The 18572-nt window shown below is 40.2% G+C and carries 17 protein-coding genes and 1 other annotated feature; all 17 genes read left to right on the top strand.

What is annotated here, in order from left to right; genetic code table 11:
* Positions 1-6: 6 nt before the first annotated feature.
* The 17 genes from pepF to JQ843_RS07110 all read left to right on the top strand — a co-directional run bounded on the left by pepF (position 7) and on the right by JQ843_RS07110 (position 18538).
* Positions 7-1809, top strand: coding sequence for an oligoendopeptidase F (gene pepF, locus JQ843_RS07190; RefSeq protein WP_203213275.1), 1803 nt, complete (start codon positions 7-9; stop codon positions 1807-1809).
* Position 1810: 1 nt separating this feature from the next.
* A complete protein-coding gene (locus JQ843_RS07185) occupies positions 1811-2524 on the top strand; it encodes an O-methyltransferase (protein ID WP_203213274.1) in 714 nt (237 codons plus the stop codon).
* Positions 2525-2590: 66 nt separating this feature from the next.
* Positions 2591-3529, top strand: a complete 939-nt coding sequence (gene prsA / locus JQ843_RS07180; protein WP_203213273.1) for a peptidylprolyl isomerase PrsA — start codon at positions 2591-2593, stop codon at positions 3527-3529.
* A 160-nt stretch (positions 3530-3689) separates the two neighbouring features.
* Positions 3690-4913, top strand: a complete 1224-nt coding sequence (gene ftsW / locus JQ843_RS07175; protein WP_020902903.1) for a cell division peptidoglycan polymerase FtsW — start codon at positions 3690-3692, stop codon at positions 4911-4913.
* A gap of 24 nt (positions 4914-4937) precedes the next feature.
* The gene (gene ppc / locus JQ843_RS07170) at positions 4938-7634 is read left to right on the top strand and encodes a phosphoenolpyruvate carboxylase (RefSeq protein WP_049521739.1); all 2697 of its coding nucleotides are present in this window, start codon (positions 4938-4940) and stop codon (positions 7632-7634) included.
* Positions 7635-7730: 96 nt separating this feature from the next.
* Positions 7731-7948: a binding site (T-box leader), on the top strand.
* A gap of 111 nt (positions 7949-8059) precedes the next feature.
* On the top strand, positions 8060-9094 hold the full coding sequence (trpX, locus tag JQ843_RS07165; RefSeq protein ID WP_203213272.1) for a tryptophan ABC transporter substrate-binding protein: 1035 nt from the start codon (positions 8060-8062) through the stop codon (positions 9092-9094).
* A 74-nt stretch (positions 9095-9168) separates the two neighbouring features.
* A complete protein-coding gene (locus JQ843_RS07160; RefSeq protein ID WP_004234420.1) occupies positions 9169-10035 on the top strand; it encodes an ABC transporter permease in 867 nt (288 codons plus the stop codon).
* The gene (locus JQ843_RS07155) at positions 10032-10790 is read left to right on the top strand and encodes an ABC transporter ATP-binding protein (protein ID WP_203213271.1); all 759 of its coding nucleotides are present in this window, start codon (positions 10032-10034) and stop codon (positions 10788-10790) included. Before JQ843_RS07160 ends, JQ843_RS07155 begins: the two co-directional genes overlap by 4 nt.
* Positions 10791-10879: 89 nt before the next feature.
* Positions 10880-12640, top strand: coding sequence for a DNA primase (dnaG, locus tag JQ843_RS07150; protein ID WP_203213270.1), 1761 nt, complete (start codon positions 10880-10882; stop codon positions 12638-12640).
* A gap of 2 nt (positions 12641-12642) precedes the next feature.
* Positions 12643-13752, top strand: a complete 1110-nt coding sequence (gene rpoD / locus JQ843_RS07145; protein WP_004259586.1) for an RNA polymerase sigma factor RpoD — start codon at positions 12643-12645, stop codon at positions 13750-13752.
* A 14-nt stretch (positions 13753-13766) separates the two neighbouring features.
* The gene (locus JQ843_RS07140) at positions 13767-14096 is read left to right on the top strand and encodes a metal-sulfur cluster assembly factor (protein ID WP_049491853.1); all 330 of its coding nucleotides are present in this window, start codon (positions 13767-13769) and stop codon (positions 14094-14096) included.
* 115 nt (positions 14097-14211) lie between these two features.
* Entirely contained in the window at positions 14212-15255 is a 1044-nt protein-coding gene (gene cpoA / locus JQ843_RS07135; protein WP_238393763.1) for an alpha-galactosylglucosyldiacylglycerol synthase, read from the top strand.
* Between the two features lie 15 nt (positions 15256-15270).
* A complete protein-coding gene (locus JQ843_RS07130; protein ID WP_203213268.1) occupies positions 15271-16596 on the top strand; it encodes a glycosyltransferase family 4 protein in 1326 nt (441 codons plus the stop codon).
* A gap of 29 nt (positions 16597-16625) precedes the next feature.
* Positions 16626-16802: a PspC domain-containing protein gene (locus JQ843_RS07125; protein WP_084929897.1), complete on the top strand. Its 177-nt coding sequence runs from the start codon at positions 16626-16628 to the stop codon at positions 16800-16802.
* A gap of 58 nt (positions 16803-16860) precedes the next feature.
* The gene (locus JQ843_RS07120) at positions 16861-16995 is read left to right on the top strand and encodes a DUF4044 domain-containing protein (RefSeq protein ID WP_000863852.1); all 135 of its coding nucleotides are present in this window, start codon (positions 16861-16863) and stop codon (positions 16993-16995) included.
* 64 nt (positions 16996-17059) lie between these two features.
* Complete coding sequence (obgE, locus tag JQ843_RS07115) at positions 17060-18370, top strand: GTPase ObgE (RefSeq protein WP_203213267.1); 1311 nt, start codon at positions 17060-17062, stop codon at positions 18368-18370.
* Positions 18371-18379: 9 nt separating this feature from the next.
* Complete coding sequence (locus tag JQ843_RS07110) at positions 18380-18538, top strand: hypothetical protein (RefSeq protein ID WP_125452158.1); 159 nt, start codon at positions 18380-18382, stop codon at positions 18536-18538.
* Positions 18539-18572 lie beyond the last annotated feature (34 nt).

Below are 18572 nucleotides of genomic sequence, written 5' to 3'. Positions count from 1 at the left end.
AATCTAATGGTATTACAAAGACATGAAATAAATGAAAAAGATACATGGGATCTATCAACGATCTACCCAACTGACCAGGCTTGGGAAGAAGCCTTAAAAGATATAACAGAACAATTGGAGACAGTAGCCCAGTATGAAGGCCATCTCCTGGATAGTGCGGATAGTCTACTCGAAATTACTGAATTTTCTCTTGAAATGGAACGCCAAATGGAGAAGCTTTACGTTTATGCTCATATGAAGAATGACCAAGACACACGTGAAGCCAAGTACCAAGAGTACTATGCCAAGGCCATGACTCTCTATAGCCAGCTAGACCAAGCCTTTTCATTCTATGAACCTGAATTTATGGAGATTAGTGAAGAGCAGTATGCTGACTTTTTAGAAGCTCAGCCAAAATTGCAGGTTTATCAACACTATTTTGACAAGCTTTTGCAAGGCAAGGATCACGTTCTTTCACAACGCGAAGAAGAATTATTGGCTGGAGCTGGGGAAATCTTTGGTTCGGCAAGTGAAACCTTCGCTATCTTGGACAATGCGGATATTGTATTCCCTTATGTCCTTGACGATGATGGTAAAGAAGTTCAGCTATCTCATGGGACTTACACACGTTTGATGGAGTCTAAAAATCGTGAGGTGCGTCGTGGTGCCTATCAAGCACTTTATGCGACTTATGAACAATTCCAACATACCTATGCCAAAACCTTGCAAACCAATGTTAAGGTGCAAAACTACCGTGCCAAAGTTCGCAACTATAAGAGTGCTCGTCATGCAGCCCTCGCTGCGAATTTTGTTCCAGAGAGTGTTTATGACAATTTGGTAGCAGCAGTTCGCAAGCATTTACCCCTCTTGTATCGTTACCTTGAGCTGCGTTCAAAGATTTTGGGGATTTCAGACCTCAAGATGTACGATGTCTACACACCACTTTCATCTGTTGAATACAGTTTTACCTACCAAGAAGCCTTGAAAAAGGCAGAAGATGCCTTGGCAGTCTTGGGTGAGGATTACTTGAGCCGTGTTAAACGTGCCTTCAGTGAGCGTTGGATTGATGTTTACGAAAATCAAGGCAAGCGTTCAGGGGCATACTCTGGTGGTTCTTACGATACCAATGCCTTTATGCTTCTTAACTGGCAGGACAATCTAGACAATCTCTTTACTCTTGTTCATGAAACAGGTCACAGTATGCATTCAAGCTATACTCGTGAAACGCAGCCTTATGTTTACGGAGATTACTCTATTTTCTTGGCTGAGATTGCCTCAACCACTAATGAAAATATCTTGACGGAGAAATTATTGGAAGAAGTGGAAGACGACGCAACGCGCTTTGCTATTCTCAATAACTTCCTAGATGGTTTCCGTGGAACAGTTTTCCGTCAAACTCAATTCGCTGAGTTTGAACACGCTATTCACCAAGCGGATCAAAATGGTGAAGTCTTGACAAGCGATTTCTTAAATAAACTGTACGCAGACTTGAACCAAGAGTATTATGGTTTAAGTAAGGAAGACAACCCTGAAATCCAATACGAGTGGGCTCGCATTCCACACTTCTACTATAACTACTATGTATACCAATATTCAACTGGCTTTGCAGCAGCTTCAGCCTTGGCTGAAAAAATTGTCCATGGTAGTCAAGAAGATCGTGACCGTTATATTGATTACCTCAAGGCAGGTAAATCTGACTATCCACTTAATGTCATGAGAAAAGCTGGTGTTGATATGGAGAAGGAAGACTATCTTAACGATGCCTTTGCAGTCTTTGAACGTCGTTTGAATGAGTTTGAAGCCCTTGTTGAAAAATTGGGATTGGCATAAGATGGTTGAATCATATAGTAAGAATGCCAACCATAACATGCGTCGTCCTGTTGTCAAGGAAGAAATTGTGGACTTAATGCGCCAGCGCCAAAAGCAGGTCACAGGATCTTTGAAAGAATTGGAAGACTTTGCCCGCAAGGAAAATATTCCCATTATTCCTCATGAAACGGTTGCTTATTTCCGTTTTCTCATGGAAACCATGCAACCTAAAAACATTCTGGAAATTGGGACGGCTATCGGTTTTTCAGCTCTTTTAATGGCGAAACATGCTCCAAAGGCCAAGATTACAACCATTGACCGCAATCCAGAAATGATTGGTTTTGCCAAGGAAAATTTTGCCCAGTTTGACAGTCGCAAGCAAATTACGCTCCTAGAAGGAGATGCGGTAGATGTCTTATCTATCTTGACAGAGTCCTATGATTTCGTCTTTATGGATTCAGCCAAGTCTAAATACATCGTCTTTCTGCCAGAAATCCTCAAACATTTGGAAGTTGGTGGTGTGGTTGTTTTGGATGATATTTTCCAAGGCGGTGATGTTGCCAAGGATATTATGGAAGTCCGTCGTGGCCAGCGAACTATATACAGAGGTCTTCAAAGACTATTTGATGCAACCTTAGACAATCCAGGACTCACTGCAACATTAGTACCTTTGGGTGACGGTATTCTCATGCTTCGTAAAAATGTAGCAGATGTTCAATTGCCTGACAGCGAATGATTTTCAGAAAAATTTAAGAAAATATAGTAAAATAGATAGGGTAACACTTATCTCAAAGGAGTAGACATGAAGAAAAAACTATTGGCAGGTGCCATTACATTATTATCAGTAGCAACATTAGCAGCTTGTTCGAAAGGTTCAGAAGGAGCAGATCTTATCAGCATGAAAGGGGATGTCATCACAGAACATCAATTTTATGAGCAAGTGAAAAGCAATCCTTCAGCTCAACAAGTGTTGTTGAACTTGACTATCCAAAAAGTATTTGAGAAACAATACGGTTCAGAAGTAGATGACAAAGAAGTCAACGATACAATTGCCGAAGAAGAGAAACAATATGGTGAGAACTACCAACGTGTCTTGTCACAAGCAGGAATGACTCTTGAAACACGTAAAGCTCAAATTCGTACAAGTAAATTGGTTGAGTTGGCAGTTAAGAAAGCAGCAGAAGCTGAATTGACAGATGATGCTTATAAGAAGGCCTTTGACGAGTACACTCCAGATGTGACTGCTCAAATTATCCGTTTGGACAATGAAGACAAAGCTAAAGAAATTCTTGAAAAATCTAAAGCTAGTGATGCAGACTTTGCTCAATTAGCTAAAGATAATTCAACAGATGAGAAAACTAAAGCGAATGGTGGAGAAATCACTTTTGATTCTGCTTCAACAGAAGTACCAGATCAAGTTAAGAAAGCAGCTTTTGCTTTAGATGTAAACGGTGTTTCTGATGTGATTAGCGTTACTGGAACACAAGCCTACAGCAGTCAATATTACATTGTTAAACTGATTAAGAAAACAGAGAAATCATCTAATATTGACGATTACAAAGAAAAATTAAAAACTGTTATCTTAACTCAAAAACAAAACGACGCATCATTTGTTCAAAGTATTATCGGAAAAGAATTGCAAGCAGCCAATATCAAGGTTAAAGATCAAGCCTTCCAAAATATCTTCACTCAATACATCGGTGGTGGAGATTCAAGCTCAAGCAGTTCTTCAAAAGAATAAAACAGAAAAGAGCCAAGTGCTCTTTTTCTTATGAGAAAATCTTCTATCTTAAGGGTAAGAGTTTTTTTCTTTCGGAAAAAATGGTATAATAGCAATCAAAACTAGAAAATAAACGGAATTTGGGAATAATTTCTTTTGTTCTCATTAGATTGGTGATACTATGAAGATTAGTAAGAGGCACCTGTTAAACTATTCTATTCTAGTTCCTTACTTACTTTTATCTATTTTGGGCTTGATTGTAGTCTATTCTACAACCAGTGCCATTCTTATAGAAGAAGGTAAAAGTGCTTTGCAATTGGTTCGAAGTCAGGGAATGTTTTGGGTATTTAGTTTAATATTGATTGCCTTGATATATAAGCTGAAATTGAATTTTTTAAGAAAAGAACGACTGTTATTTATTGTTATGTTTGTTGAGCTGATTCTCTTAGCTCTGGCTCGCTTAATTGGTACGCCAGTCAATGGAGCCTATGGTTGGATTTCAGTAGGACCTTTGACCATTCAGCCAGCGGAGTATTTGAAGATTATCATCGTCTGGTACTTGGCCCAACGTTTTTCAAAACAACAAGATGAAATTGGTATTTACGATTTCCAAGTTTTAACTCAAAATCAATGGATTCCTCGTGCTTTTAATGATTGGCGCTTTGTCCTCTTGGTAATGATAGGAAGTTTGGCTATCTTCCCAGATCTGGGGAATGCGACTATCCTAGCTCTGGTTGCCTTGATTATGTATACAGTTAGTGGGATTGCTCATCGTTGGTTTATAGCCTTTATCGGTGTATTGGTAGGAGTTTCAGCCCTATCCTTATCAGCTATTTCTATGATTGGGGTTGATAAGTTTTCAAAAGTTCCAGTATTTGGTTACGTTGCTAAGCGTTTCAGTGCCTACTTTAATCCCTTTGCTGATTTGGCAGGAGCAGGCCACCAACTTGCAAATTCCTACTTTGCCATGGTAAATGGTGGTTGGTTTGGTCTAGGATTAGGAAATTCAATCGAAAAACGTGGTTATTTACCAGAGGCTCATACAGACTTTGTATTTTCAATTGTCATTGAAGAGTTTGGATTTGTGGGAGCCAGCTTGATTTTAGCCCTTGTCTTTTTCCTGATTTTGCGGATTATCCTAGTCGGTATTCGTGCTAAGAATCCCTTTAATTCCATGATGGCGATTGGAGTTGGGGGGATGATGCTGGTACAGGTATTTGTCAATATCGGTGGAATTTCTGGCATTATTCCTTCGACAGGAGTAACATTCCCCTTCTTATCACAAGGGGGGAACAGTCTCCTAGTCTTGTCTGTAGCCATCGCCTTTGTCTTAAATATTGATGCAAGTGAAAAACGTGCCCAATTATATGAGGAGTTAGAAGCTCACTCATCAAACTATATGTAGAGTTGATAGTGGAAAGGATGACCTATGTCTCTTCAAAAATTAGAAAACTATAGTAATAAAGCTGTCGTGCAAGAAGAAGTATTGATTTTAACAGAATTGTTAGAAGATATCACTAAAAATATGCTTGCACCAGAGACTTTTGAAAAAATCATGCAGTTGAAAGAATTGTCAACTCAAGAAGATTATCAAGGCTTGAACCAATTGGTTACTAGTCTGTCAAATGATGAAATGGCTTATATTTCACGCTATTTCTCTATCTTGCCCCTCTTGATTAATATTTCAGAAGACGTGGATTTGGCTTATGAAATCAACCACCAAAATAATATCGATCAAGATTATCTTGGGAAATTATCAGCAACAATCAAAATGGTTGCTGAAAAAGAAAATGCGGTTGAAATTCTTGAACACTTGAATGTTGTCCCTGTTTTGACAGCCCATCCAACACAAGTGCAACGTAAGAGTATGTTGGATTTGACCAACCATATCCACACCCTCTTGCGTAAGTATCGTGATGTGAAATTAGGCTTGATTAATAAGGAAAAATGGCATAATGATCTCCGTCGTTACATTGAGATTATCATGCAGACAGATATGATTCGTGAAAAGAAATTGAAAGTAACCAATGAAATCACGAATGTTATGGAATACTACAATAGTTCATTCCTGAAGGCTGTCCCTCATTTGACTGCTGAGTACAAGCGTCTGGCTAAAAAACATGGTTTGGAGTTGAAACATCCTAAACCAATTACCATGGGAATGTGGATTGGTGGAGACCGTGATGGGAATCCTTTTGTTACAGCAGATACCTTGAAACAATCTGCTATGACTCAGTGTGAAGTCATCATGAACTACTATGATGAAAAGATTTACCAACTCTATCGTGAATTCTCTCTTTCAACCAGTATTGTCAATGTGAGCAAGCAAGTCAGAGAAATGGCTCGTCAATCCAAGGATAACTCGATCTACCGTGAAAAAGAGCTTTATCGTCGTGCCTTGTTTGATATTCAATCAAAAATCCAAGCAACAAAAACTTATCTGATTGAAGATAAGGAAGTTGGAGCTCGCTATGAAACGGCCAATGATTTTTATAAGGATTTAATTACCATTCGTGATTCCCTATTGGAAAATAAGGGTGAAGCACTGATTTCTGGTGATTTTGTTGAGCTGATTCAGGCAGTTGAAATTTTTGGTTTCTATTTGGCATCTATTGACATGCGTCAAGATTCTAGTGTTCATGAGGCCTGCGTAGCTGAACTTTTGAAATCAGCAGGAATTCATTCGCGTTATAGCGAACTAAGTGAAGAAGAAAAATGCCAGCTTCTTTTGAAAGAATTAGAAGAAGATCCACGTATTCTTTCTGCCACTCACGTTGAAAAATCAGAGTTACTTGAAAAAGAATTAGCAATCTTTAAGGCTGCTCGTAAGTTGAAAGATAAGTTGGGCGATGATGTTATTCGTCAAACCATTATTTCACATGCAACTAGCGTATCAGACATGCTGGAATTGGCTATCTTGTTAAAAGAAGTAGGGCTAGTTGATAAAGAAAGAGCCCGTGTCCAAATTGTTCCTCTCTTTGAAACAATTGAGGACTTGGACCACTCAGAAGAAACTATGAGAGAATACCTTTCTCTTCCTCTTGCTAAGAAATGGATTGCTTCACGTAATAACTACCAAGAAATCATGCTTGGTTACTCTGATAGTAATAAAGATGGTGGTTACCTTTCATCATGTTGGACCCTCTACAAGGCTCAACAACAATTGACTGCTATTGGAGATGAATTTGGCGTTAAGGTTACCTTCTTCCACGGCCGTGGTGGGACTGTCGGTCGTGGTGGTGGACCAACCTATGAAGCCATCACCTCTCAACCTCTCAAGTCCATTAAGGATCGTATCCGCTTGACGGAGCAGGGTGAAGTAATTGGCAATAAATATGGTAACAAAGACGCAGCTTACTATAACCTTGAAATGTTGGTTTCGGCGGCCATTAACCGTATGATTACTCAGAAGAAGAGCGATACCAACACCTCAAATCGTTACGAAGCTATTATGGACCAAGTGGTGGACCGTAGTTACGATATCTACCGTGATTTGGTCTTTGGTAATGATCATTTCTATGATTATTTCTTCGAGTCAAGTCCAATCAAGGCTATTTCAAGCTTTAATATTGGTTCTCGTCCAGCCGCTCGTAAGACTATTACTGAAATCGGTGGTTTGCGAGCTATCCCTTGGGTATTCTCATGGTCGCAAAGTCGCGTCATGTTCCCTGGATGGTATGGAGTTGGTTCAAGCTTCAAGGAATTTATCGATAAAAATCCAGAGAATATTGCTATCTTACGAGATATGTACCAAAATTGGCCTTTCTTCCAATCGCTTCTTTCAAATGTCGACATGGTCTTGTCAAAATCAAATATGAATATTGCTTTTGAATATGCCAAACTGTGTGAGGATGAAGAAGTCAAAGCAATCTATGAGACTATTCTAAATGAATGGCAAGTCACCAAGGAAGTCATCTTGGCTATCGAAGGTTACGATGAACTCTTGGCTGAAAATCCATATCTAAAAGCAAGTTTGGATTATCGTATGCCTTACTTTAATATTCTCAACTATATCCAGTTGGAGTTGATTAAACGTCAACGCCGAGGAGAATTATCAAGCGATCAAGAAAAATTAATCCATACAACCATCAACGGAATTGCGACAGGATTGCGTAATTCGGGCTGATGTCTTTCAAACTTCCTCTTTTCTATAGGGGAAGTTTTTGAATCTTTCAAAAAAATGCTAAAAGAGTCTTGACAAGTAGTTGAAAAATGATATAATTTAACCATTCAGAAAAGTAATCATATAAACTTTTTAGAGAGTCTGTGGTAGCTGAAAACAGATAAGTGATGATGATGAAAATTGGGCTGGATGCTATTTAGAATTTGAAATCATAAAAATTCGGTGAGCACACCTTACAGTGCATCTCGTTATTGCGAGACAGAGCGATAGGGGAATTCCCTATAATTGAGGTGGTACCGCGCATCGACGTCCTCACACAAGTTTTTTGTGTGAGGACTTTTTTATCGGAGGTTTGTATGGAAAGAAAACGATGGCGTCGCTTGTTTAGATAAGTGAAGTATTTTAAAGGAATAAAAAGGAGAAATAGAATGAAAAATAAACGTTTAATTGGAATTGTCGCTGCATTAGCAGTCTTAGTAGCAGGAAGTTTGATTTATTCTTCAATGAATAAGCACAAAGCTAAGAATGAAAAGAAAGCTACCCTAGTTGGTGTCTTTCAGATTGAAGAAAAGGAAGTTGCCAAAGTTGGTGTTCTTCAGTTTGTAAGCCATCCATCTCTTGACTTGATTTATAAAGGGATTCAAGATGGACTTGCAGAAGAAGGATATAAAGATGATCAGTTGAAGATTGATTTTATGAACTCAGAAGGTGACCAAAGTAAGGTTGCGACAATGAGTAAACAATTGGTTGCAAATGGGAATGACCTTGTAGTTGGTATTGCAACACCAGCTGCTCAAGGTTTGGCTAGTGCCACAAAAGACCTGCCAGTTATCATGGCTGCGATTACAGACCCAATTGGTGCTAACTTGGTTAAAGATTTGAAAAAACCAGGTGGCAACATTACAGGGGTATCTGACCACAATCCAGCTCAACAACAAGTTGAACTCATCAAGGCTCTCACACCGAATGTAAAAACAATCGGAGCTCTTTATTCAAGTAGCGAAGACAATTCAAAAACACAAGTCGAAGAATTTAAGGCTTATGCTGAAAAAGCAGGTTTGACAGTAGAAACATTCGCAGTTCCTTCAACAAATGAAATTGCTTCAACAGTTAACGTTATGACTAGCAAGGTTGATGCTATCTGGGTTCCAATCGATAACACCATTGCCTCAGCCTTCTCAACAGTTGTATCAAGCAACCAATCCGCTAAAAAACCAATCTACCCAAGCGCAACTGCCATGGTAGAAGCAGGTGGCTTGGCATCAGTAGTAGTTGACCAACATGACCTTGGTGTGGCAACTGGTAAAATGATTGCACAAGTCTTGAAAGGTGCAAAACCAGCTGATACCCCAGTCAATGTCTTTTCAACTGGTAAGTCAGTCATCAACAAAAAATTGGCACAAGAGCTAGGTATTACGATTCCTGAATCTGTTCTTAAAGAAGCAGGACAAGTGATTGAATAATCTGTAATGGAGGAGTTGGGGACATCTCCTCCAATTTTTTACAAAAAAAGCATATAGAAAAGGTTAAGAAACAGATGATACTATCTATTATTTCTCAAGGATTTGTCTGGGCTATTTTAGGTCTGGGAATCTTTATGACATTTAGGATTTTGAACTTTCCAGATATGACGACAGAAGGTTCCTTCCCTCTTGGGGGAGCTGTTGCTGTCACTTTGATAACCAAAGGAGTGAACCCATTTTTAGCGACTCTTGTTGCTGTAGGAGCAGGTTGTTTGGCTGGAATGGCAGCAGGACTTCTTTATACAAAAGGGAAGATCCCAACCTTGCTCTCAGGGATTTTGGTGATGACTTCCTGTCACTCTATCATGCTCTTGATTATGGGACGTGCAAATTTAGGATTGCTTGGAACCAAGCAAATCCAGGATGTTTTGCCTTTTGATTCAGATTTGAACCAACTCTTGACAGGTCTCATCTTTGTCAGTCTTGTTATTGCTCTCATGCTCTTTTTCTTGGATACCAAACTCGGACAAGCCTATATTGCTACAGGTGACAATCCTGATATGGCTAGAAGTTTCGGGATTCATACTGGACGCATGGAGCTCATGGGCTTGGTTTTATCAAATGGTGTGATTGCCCTTGCAGGGGCACTTATTGCCCAGCAAGAAGGGTATGCCGATGTATCTCGAGGAATCGGGGTGATCGTTGTGGGGCTTGCAAGTTTGATTATTGGAGAAGTTATCTTCAAGAGTTTGAGCTTGGCAGAACGTCTGGTTACCATCGTTGTAGGTTCTATCGCTTATCAATTCTTAGTGTGGGCAGTTATCGCTCTTGGCTTTAATACAAGTTACCTTCGTTTGTACAGTGCCGTGATTTTAGCAGTCTGCCTCATGATTCCAACATTTAAGCAAACAATCTTGAAAGGAGCCAAATTAAGCAAATGACAGCAATTGTAGAATTAAAAAATGCAACCAAAGTCGTTAAAAATGGCTTTGATGAAGAAAAGATTATTTTAAATGATGTTTCCTTAGAAATTTTTGAACAGGATTTCATCACGATTTTAGGTGGAAATGGAGCTGGTAAATCAACTCTCTTTAACACTATTGCAGGAACCTTATCCTTAACCAGTGGAACCATCCGTATTTTAGGTGAAGATGTTACCAAGTTTTCACCAGAGAAGCGGGCTAAGTATCTGTCTCGAGTCTTCCAAGATCCCAAGATGGGGACAGCTCCCCGTATGACAGTGGCAGAGAATCTCTTGATTGCTAAGTTTCGTGGTGAAAAGCGTGGATTGTTACCACGACGCTTGTCTAGTTATAAGGATGAATTTCAGGCAACCATTGAAAAAGTAGGAAACGGTCTTGAGAAACACTTGAATACACCGATTGAGTTCTTATCAGGTGGACAAAGACAGGCTTTGAGTCTCTTGATGGCAACCTTGAAGCGACCTGAATTACTCCTGTTAGATGAGCATACTGCAGCCCTTGATCCAAAGACCAGTGTGGCCTTGATGGAATTGACGGATGAATTTGTCAAGAAAGATCAGCTGACAGCCCTTATGATTACTCATCATATGGAAGATGCTCTTAAGTATGGCAATCGCTTAATTGTCATGAAAGAAGGACAGATTATCCAAGATTTGAACCAAGAAGATAAAGCAAAAATGAAAATCTCTGATTATTATCAGCTCTTTGAATAAAGTAGGGAAAATGAGTGAAATGGTTTACTTTTTTTCTGAAATAAAGTATACTATATAAAGTAAACTATGATAACATGGAGGTATTGTGTATGGTTGACAAACAAGTCATTGAAGAAATCAAAAACAATGCCAACATTGTGGAAGTCATAGGAGATGTGATTTCTTTACAAAAGGCAGGACGGAACTATCTAGGGCTCTGTCCTTTTCATGGTGAAAAAACACCTTCTTTCAACGTTGTAGAGGACAAGCAGTTTTACCACTGTTTTGGTTGTGGTCGTTCAGGTGATGTCTTTAAATTCATCGAGGAGTACCAAGGGGTTCCCTTTATGGAGGCTGTCCAAATCTTAGGTCAGCGTGTTGGAATTGAGGTTGAAAAACCGCTTTATAGTGAGCAGAAGCCAGCCTCGCCGCACCAAGCTCTTTATGATATGCACGAAGATGCTGCCAAATTTTATCATGCTATTCTCATGACAACGACCATGGGCGAAGAGGCCAGAAACTACCTTTATCAGCGTGGTTTGACAGATGAAGTGCTCAAGCATTTTCGGATTGGTTTAGCACCTCCAGAACGAAACTATCTGTATCAACGTTTGTCTGGTCAATATCGTGAAGAGGATTTTTTGGATTCGGGACTGTTTTATCTATCGGATGCTAATCAATTTGTAGATACCTTTCACAATCGCATCATGTTTCCCCTGACAAATGACCAGGGAAAGGTTATTGCCTTCTCAGGTCGTATCTGGCAGAAAACGGATTCACAAACTTCTAAGTATAAAAATAGCCGATCGACTGCAATTTTTAACAAAAGTTACGAATTATATCATATGGATAGGGCAAAAAAATCTTCTGGAAAAGCCAGCGAGATTTACCTCATGGAAGGATTCATGGATGTCATTGCAGCCTATCGGGCTGGAATCGAAAATGCTGTGGCGTCCATGGGAACGGCCTTGAGTCGTGAGCATGTTGAGCATCTGAAAAGGTTAACCAAGAAGTTGGTTCTTGTTTACGATGGCGATAAGGCAGGGCAAGCTGCGACATTGAAAGCATTGGACGAAATTGGTGATATGCCTGTGCAGATTGTCAGCATGCCTGATAACTTGGATCCAGATGAATATCTACAAAAAAATGGTCCAGAAGACTTGGCCTATCTATTAACGAAAACTCGTATTAGTCCGATTGAGTTTTACATTCATCAGTACAAGCCTGAAAATAGTGAAAATCTGCAGGCTCAGATTGAGTTTATTGAAAAAATAGCTCCCTTGATTGTTCAAGAAAAGTCTATGACTGCTCAAAACAGCTATATTCATATTTTAGCTGACAGTCTGGCATCTTTTGATTATACCCAGATTGAGCAGATTGTTAATGAAAGCCGTCAGGAGCAAAGGCAGAATCGTATGGAAGGAATTTCCAGACCGACGTCAATCACTATGCCTGTTACCAAGCAGTTATCGGCTATTATGAGGGCAGAAGCTCATCTACTTTATCGAATGATGGAATCCCCTCTTGTTTTGAACGATTACCGTTTGCGAGAAGACTTTGCATTTGCCACACCTGAATTTCAGGTCTTATATGACTTGCTTGGCCAGTATGGAAATCTTCCTCCAGAAGTTTTAGCAGAACAGACAGATGAAGTTGAAAGAGCTTGGTATCAAGTCTTAGCTCAGGATTTGCCTGCTGAGATGTCACCTCAGGAACTAAGTGAAGTAGAAATGACTCGAAACAAGGCTCTCTTGAATCAGGACAATATGAGAATCAAAAAGAAGGTGCAGGAAGCTAGCCATGTAGGTGATACCGATACAGCCTTAGAAGAATTGGAACGTTTAATTTCCCAAAAGAGAAGAATGGAGTAATAATGGCAACAAAACAAAAAGAAGTAACAACATTTGACGTACAAGTAGCAGAATTTATACGTAATCATAAACAAAAAGGGACAGCAACAGACGATGAAATCAATGCTAGTCTAGTTATTCCTTTTACCTTGGATGCTGATGGGATTGAAGATCTTTTGCAACGAATCCAGGATGCAGGAATTTCAATCACAGATAACGAAGGAAACCCAAGTGCGCGTGTGCTTAGTGCAGAAGAAGAGCCAGAACTCAGCGATGAGGACTTGATTGGATCAACTTCGGCTAAGGTCAATGACCCTGTTCGTATGTACTTAAAAGAAATCGGGGTCGTTCCTCTCTTGACCAATGAAGAGGAAAAAGAGTTGGCACTTGCAGTTGAAGCTGGTGATATCGAAGCCAAACAACGTCTTGCGGAAGCCAACCTTCGTTTGGTTGTTTCTATTGCTAAACGCTATGTTGGCCGTGGTATGCAGTTCCTTGACTTGATTCAAGAAGGGAACATGGGCTTAATGAAGGCGGTTGACAAGTTTGACTATTCTAAAGGGTTCAAGTTCTCAACTTACGCAACTTGGTGGATTCGTCAGGCTATCACTCGTGCTATTGCGGATCAAGCTCGTACCATCCGTATCCCAGTCCACATGGTTGAAACGATTAACAAGCTTGTTCGTGAACAGCGTAATCTCCTTCAAGAATTGGGACAAGATCCAACACCAGAACAAATCGCTGAACGTATGGATATGACACCTGATAAGGTTCGTGAAATCTTGAAGATTGCTCAAGAACCGGTATCCCTTGAAACACCGATCGGTGAAGAGGATGATAGCCACCTTGGGGACTTTATCGAAGATGAAGTGATTGAAAATCCAGTGGACTATACAACTCGTATTGTCTTGCGTGAGCAGTTGGATGAGGTCTTGGATACTCTTACAGACCGTGAAGAAAATGTTTTGCGTCTGCGTTTTGGGCTAGATGATGGTAAAATGCGTACCCTTGAAGATGTGGGTAAAGTCTTTAACGTGACTCGCGAGCGTATCCGTCAGATTGAAGCTAAAGCTTTGAGAAAACTACGCCAACCAAGTCGCAGCAAACCGCTTCGTGATTTTATTGAAGACTAAGAGTGAGGATGAATATGGCTTATACAGAAGAGCAAATTGAAAACATCAAAACACGAATTTTATCAGCCTTGGAAGAAGTGATTGACCCTGAGTTGGGAATCGATATTGTCAACCTTGGTTTGATCTATGAGATTCGTTTTGACGGCGACACAGGACAAACAGAGATTGATATGACGTTGACAACTATGGGTTGTCCCCTAGCAGATCTTTTGACAGACCAGATTTATGATGCCATGACAGAGGTGCCAGAAGTAACGGATACTGCGGTCAAATTAGTTTGGTATCCAGCCTGGACTGTTGAAAAAATGAGTCGCTATGCACGCATTGCCCTAGGCATTAAGTAAACATATAAAAACATGTGAGAGATTATTGGAAAAGCGAGGAAATTTCCCCCTCTTTTCCTCTAGTCTCTCCTTTCTTTTGCTGATTTTATTCCAAGAAAATGATATAATAGTAGTTATGGAAAAAAAGAAATTACGCATCAATATGTTGAGTTCAAGTGAGAAAGTAGCAGGACAAGGAGTTTCAGGTGCTTACCGTGAATTAGTTCGTCTTCTTCACCGTGATGCCAAGGAACAATTGATTGTTACAGAGAATCTTCCAATAGAGGCAGATGTGACTCACTTTCATACAATTGATTTCCCCTATTATTTATCAACATTCCAAAAGAAACGCTCAGGAAGGAAAATTGGCTATGTGCATTTCTTGCCTGATACACTTGAGGGGAGTTTGAAAATTCCATTTTTCTTAAAGGGAATTGTGAAACGCTATGTATTTTCTTTTTACAACCGGATGGAGCACTTGGTGGTGGTCAATCCTATGTTTATCGAGGATTTGGTGGCAGCTGGTATTCCACGTGAAAAAGTGACCTATATTCCTAACTTTGTAAACAAGGAAAAATGGCATCCTCTTCCACAGGAAGAGGTAGCGATACTGCGTACAGAGCTAGGTCTTAGTGACAATCAGTTTATCGTAGTAGGTGCTGGTCAAGTTCAGAAACGCAAAGGGATTGACGATTTTATCCGTCTGGCTGAGGAATTGCCGCAAATTACCTTTATCTGGGCAGGTGGTTTCTCTTTTGGTGGTATGACAGATGGTTATGAACGTTACAAGAAAATCATGGAGAATCCCCCTAAAAATTTGATTTTTCCTGGTATTGTATCGCCAGAGCGGATGCGCGAATTGTATGCCCTAGCGGATCTTTTCTTGTTGCCTAGTTACAATGAACTCTTTCCGATGACGATTTTAGAGGCTGCCAGTTGTGAAGCTCCGATTATGTTGCGTGATTTGGATCTTTATAAGGTGATTTTAGAGGGAAATTATAGGGCGACAGCAGATAGAGAAGAGATGAAAGAAGCTATTCTGGAATATCAAGCGAATCCTGCTGCTTTAAAAGATTTGAAAGAAAAAGCTAAGAATATTTCTAGAGAGTATTCTGAAGAGCATCTGTTACAAATCTGGTTGGACTTTTATGAGAAACAAGCCGCTTTAGGGAGAAAGTAAAAAGTGAGGTAATCTATGCGAATTGGTTTATTTACAGATACCTATTTTCCTCAGGTTTCAGGTGTTGCGACCAGTATTCGAACCTTGAAAACCGAACTTGAAAAGCAGGGACATGCTGTTTTTATCTTTACAACGACAGATAAGGATGTCAATCGTTATGAAGATTGGCAAATTATCCGCATTCCAAGTGTTCCCTTCTTTGCTTTTAAAGATCGTCGCTTTGCCTATCGAGGTTTCAGCAAGGCGCTTGAAATTGCTAAACAATATCAACTGGATATTATCCATACTCAGACAGAATTTTCTCTTGGTCTGTTGGGGATTTGGATTGCACGTGAATTGAAGATTCCAGTCATCCATACCTATCACACCCAATACGAAGACTACGTGCATTATATTGCTAAGGGGATGTTGATTCGTCCTAGTATGGTCAAGTACTTAGTAAGAGGTTTCCTGCATGATGTGGATGGGGTGATTTGCCCGAGTGAGATTGTCCGTGACTTGCTATCTGACTATAAAGTTAAGGTTGAAAAGCGGGTTATTCCAACTGGGATTGAATTAGCCAAGTTTGAGCGTCCGGAAATCAAGCAGGAAAATTTGACAGAACTGCGTAGTAAACTGGGGATTCAAGCTGATGAAAAGATGTTGCTGAGTCTTTCGAGAATCTCCTATGAAAAAAATATTCAAGCAGTATTAGCAGCCTTTGCAGAAGTTCTGAAAGAGGAGGATAAGGTTAAACTGGTGGTAGCTGGGGATGGTCCTTATCTGGATGACCTCAAAGAGCAAGCCAAGAAACTAGAGATTCAAGACTCCGTCATTTTTACAGGCATGATTGCTCCTAGTGAGACGGCTCTTTACTATAAGGCGGCGGATTTCTTCATCTCGGCATCGACAAGTGAAACGCAAGGTTTGACATACTTGGAAAGCTTAGCCAGTGGAACGCCTGTCATTGCTCATGGAAATCCTTATCTGGACAATCTTATCAGTGATAAAATGTTTGGAACCTTGTACTATGGGGAACATGATTTGGCCGGAGCTATTTTGGAAGCCCTGATTGCAACTCCAGATATGGATGAGCATACCTTATCAGAGAAATTGTACGAGATTTCAGCTGAGAACTTTGGAAAACGAGTGCATGAGTTTTATCTGGATGCCATCATTTCAAATAACTTCCAGAAAGATTTAGCCAAAGATGATACGGTCAGTCAGCGTATCTTTAAGACAGTTTTGTATCTTCCGCAAAAGGTGGTCGCTGTGCCCGTAAAAGGCTCTAGACGCATGCTGAAGGCTTCAAAAACGCAGTTAATCAGCATAAGAGATTATTGGAAAGACCATGAGGAATAGAAAGAGGAACAGCCATGAAAAAACAATTAATGAGAAGTGGTCTTGATAAAAAGATTGCGGGTGTTTGTGCCGGAGTGGCCCATTATCTTGATATGGATCCAACTATCGTTCGCGTAATATGGGGTGTTCTTGCATTTTGTTATGGGGCAGGAATTGTAGCTTATATCATTTTATGGATTATTGCGCCGGTAGCAAGTGACTATTGAAAACTAGCTAAATTCATGCTAAGATAATAGAAAATAGAATGTAACGAAGGAGATAAAAATGGCATTTGGAGATAATGGAAAACGTAAAAAAACTATGTTTGAGAAATTAACCTTGCTTATCGTACTTATCATGTTAGTAGCAAGTATTTTGGGTATTTTTGCAACTGCAATTGGTGCCCTCAGTAATCTATAAAATAGATTCAAGAAAATTTTGTGACTGGGATTTCCCAGCCCTTTTTTAAAGTGAGAAGAAAAAAATGAGTATGTTTTTAGATACAGCCAAGATCAAGGTCAAGGCTGGTAATGGTGGCGATGGTATGGTTGCCTTTCGCCGTGAAAAATATGTCCCTAATGGCGGTCCTTGGGGTGGTGACGGTGGTCGTGGAGGTAATGTGGTCTTCGTTGTAGACGAAGGTCTACGTACTCTCATGGATTTCCGCTACAATCGTCATTTCAAGGCTGATTCTGGTGAAAAAGGAATGACCAAAGGAATGCATGGACGTGGTGCTGAGGACCTTAGAGTTCGTGTTCCACAAGGTACGACTGTGCGTGATGCGGAGACTGGTAAAGTCTTAACAGATTTGATTGAACATGGACAAGAATTTATTGTAGCCCACGGTGGTCGTGGTGGTCGTGGAAATATCCGCTTTGCAACACCAAAAAATCCTGCACCGGAAATCTCTGAAAATGGAGAACCAGGTCAGGAACGTGAGTTACAATTGGAATTAAAAATCTTGGCAGATGTTGGTTTAGTAGGCTTCCCCTCTGTTGGGAAATCAACACTTTTAAGTGTTATCACCTCAGCTAAGCCTAAAATTGGTGCCTACCACTTTACGACCATTGTGCCAAATCTAGGTATGGTTCGTACCCAATCAGGTGAATCCTTTGCAGTAGCTGATTTACCAGGTTTGATTGAAGGGGCTAGTCAGGGTGTCGGTTTGGGAACTCAGTTCCTCCGTCACATTGAGCGTACACGTGTCATCCTTCATATCATTGATATGTCAGCTAGCGAAGGGCGTGATCCATATGAGGATTATCTTGCTATCAATAAAGAGCTAGAGTCATACAATCTCCGTTTGATGGAGCGTCCACAGATTATCGTAGCCAATAAGATGGATATGCCTGAGAGTCAGGAAAATCTTGTAGAATTCAAGAAAAAATTGGCTGAAAACTACGATGAATTTGAAGAGTTACCAGCTATTTTCCCAATTTCTGGATTGACCAAGCAAGGTTTGGCTACGCTTTTGGATGCTACAGCTGAATTGCTAGACAAGACACCAGAATTCTTGCTCTACGACGAGTCAGATATGGAAGAAGAAGTTTACTATGGATTTGACGAGGAAGAAAAAGCCTTTGAAATTAGTCGTGATGACGATGCGACATGGGTGCTTTCTGGTGAAAAACTCATGAAACTCTTTAATATGACCAACTTTGATCGTGACGAATCAGTCATGAAATTTGCTCGCCAGCTTCGTGGTATGGGGGTTGATGAAGCCCTTCGTGCGCGTGGTGCTAAAGATGGGGATTTGGTCCGCATTGGTAAATTTGAGTTTGAATTTGTAGACTAGGAGACTGATATGGGAGATAAACCGATATCTTTCCGAGATGCGGATGGCAACTTTGTTTCCGCCGCAGATGTTTGGAATGAAAAGAAATTGGAAGAACTATTTAATCGTCTCAATCCAAATCGTGCCCTGAGATTAGCACGAACTAAAAAAGACAATCCACCTCAGTAAAATAGATAAAAAGATTCCGTGTCAAATGAGACAC

The organism is Streptococcus mitis (genome assembly GCF_905187495.1).
GTDB lineage: Bacteria > Bacillota > Bacilli > Lactobacillales > Streptococcaceae > Streptococcus > Streptococcus mitis_CU.
Note: the sequence above shows the minus strand (reverse complement) of the source record. Positions and strands in the feature narration are given on the sequence as shown.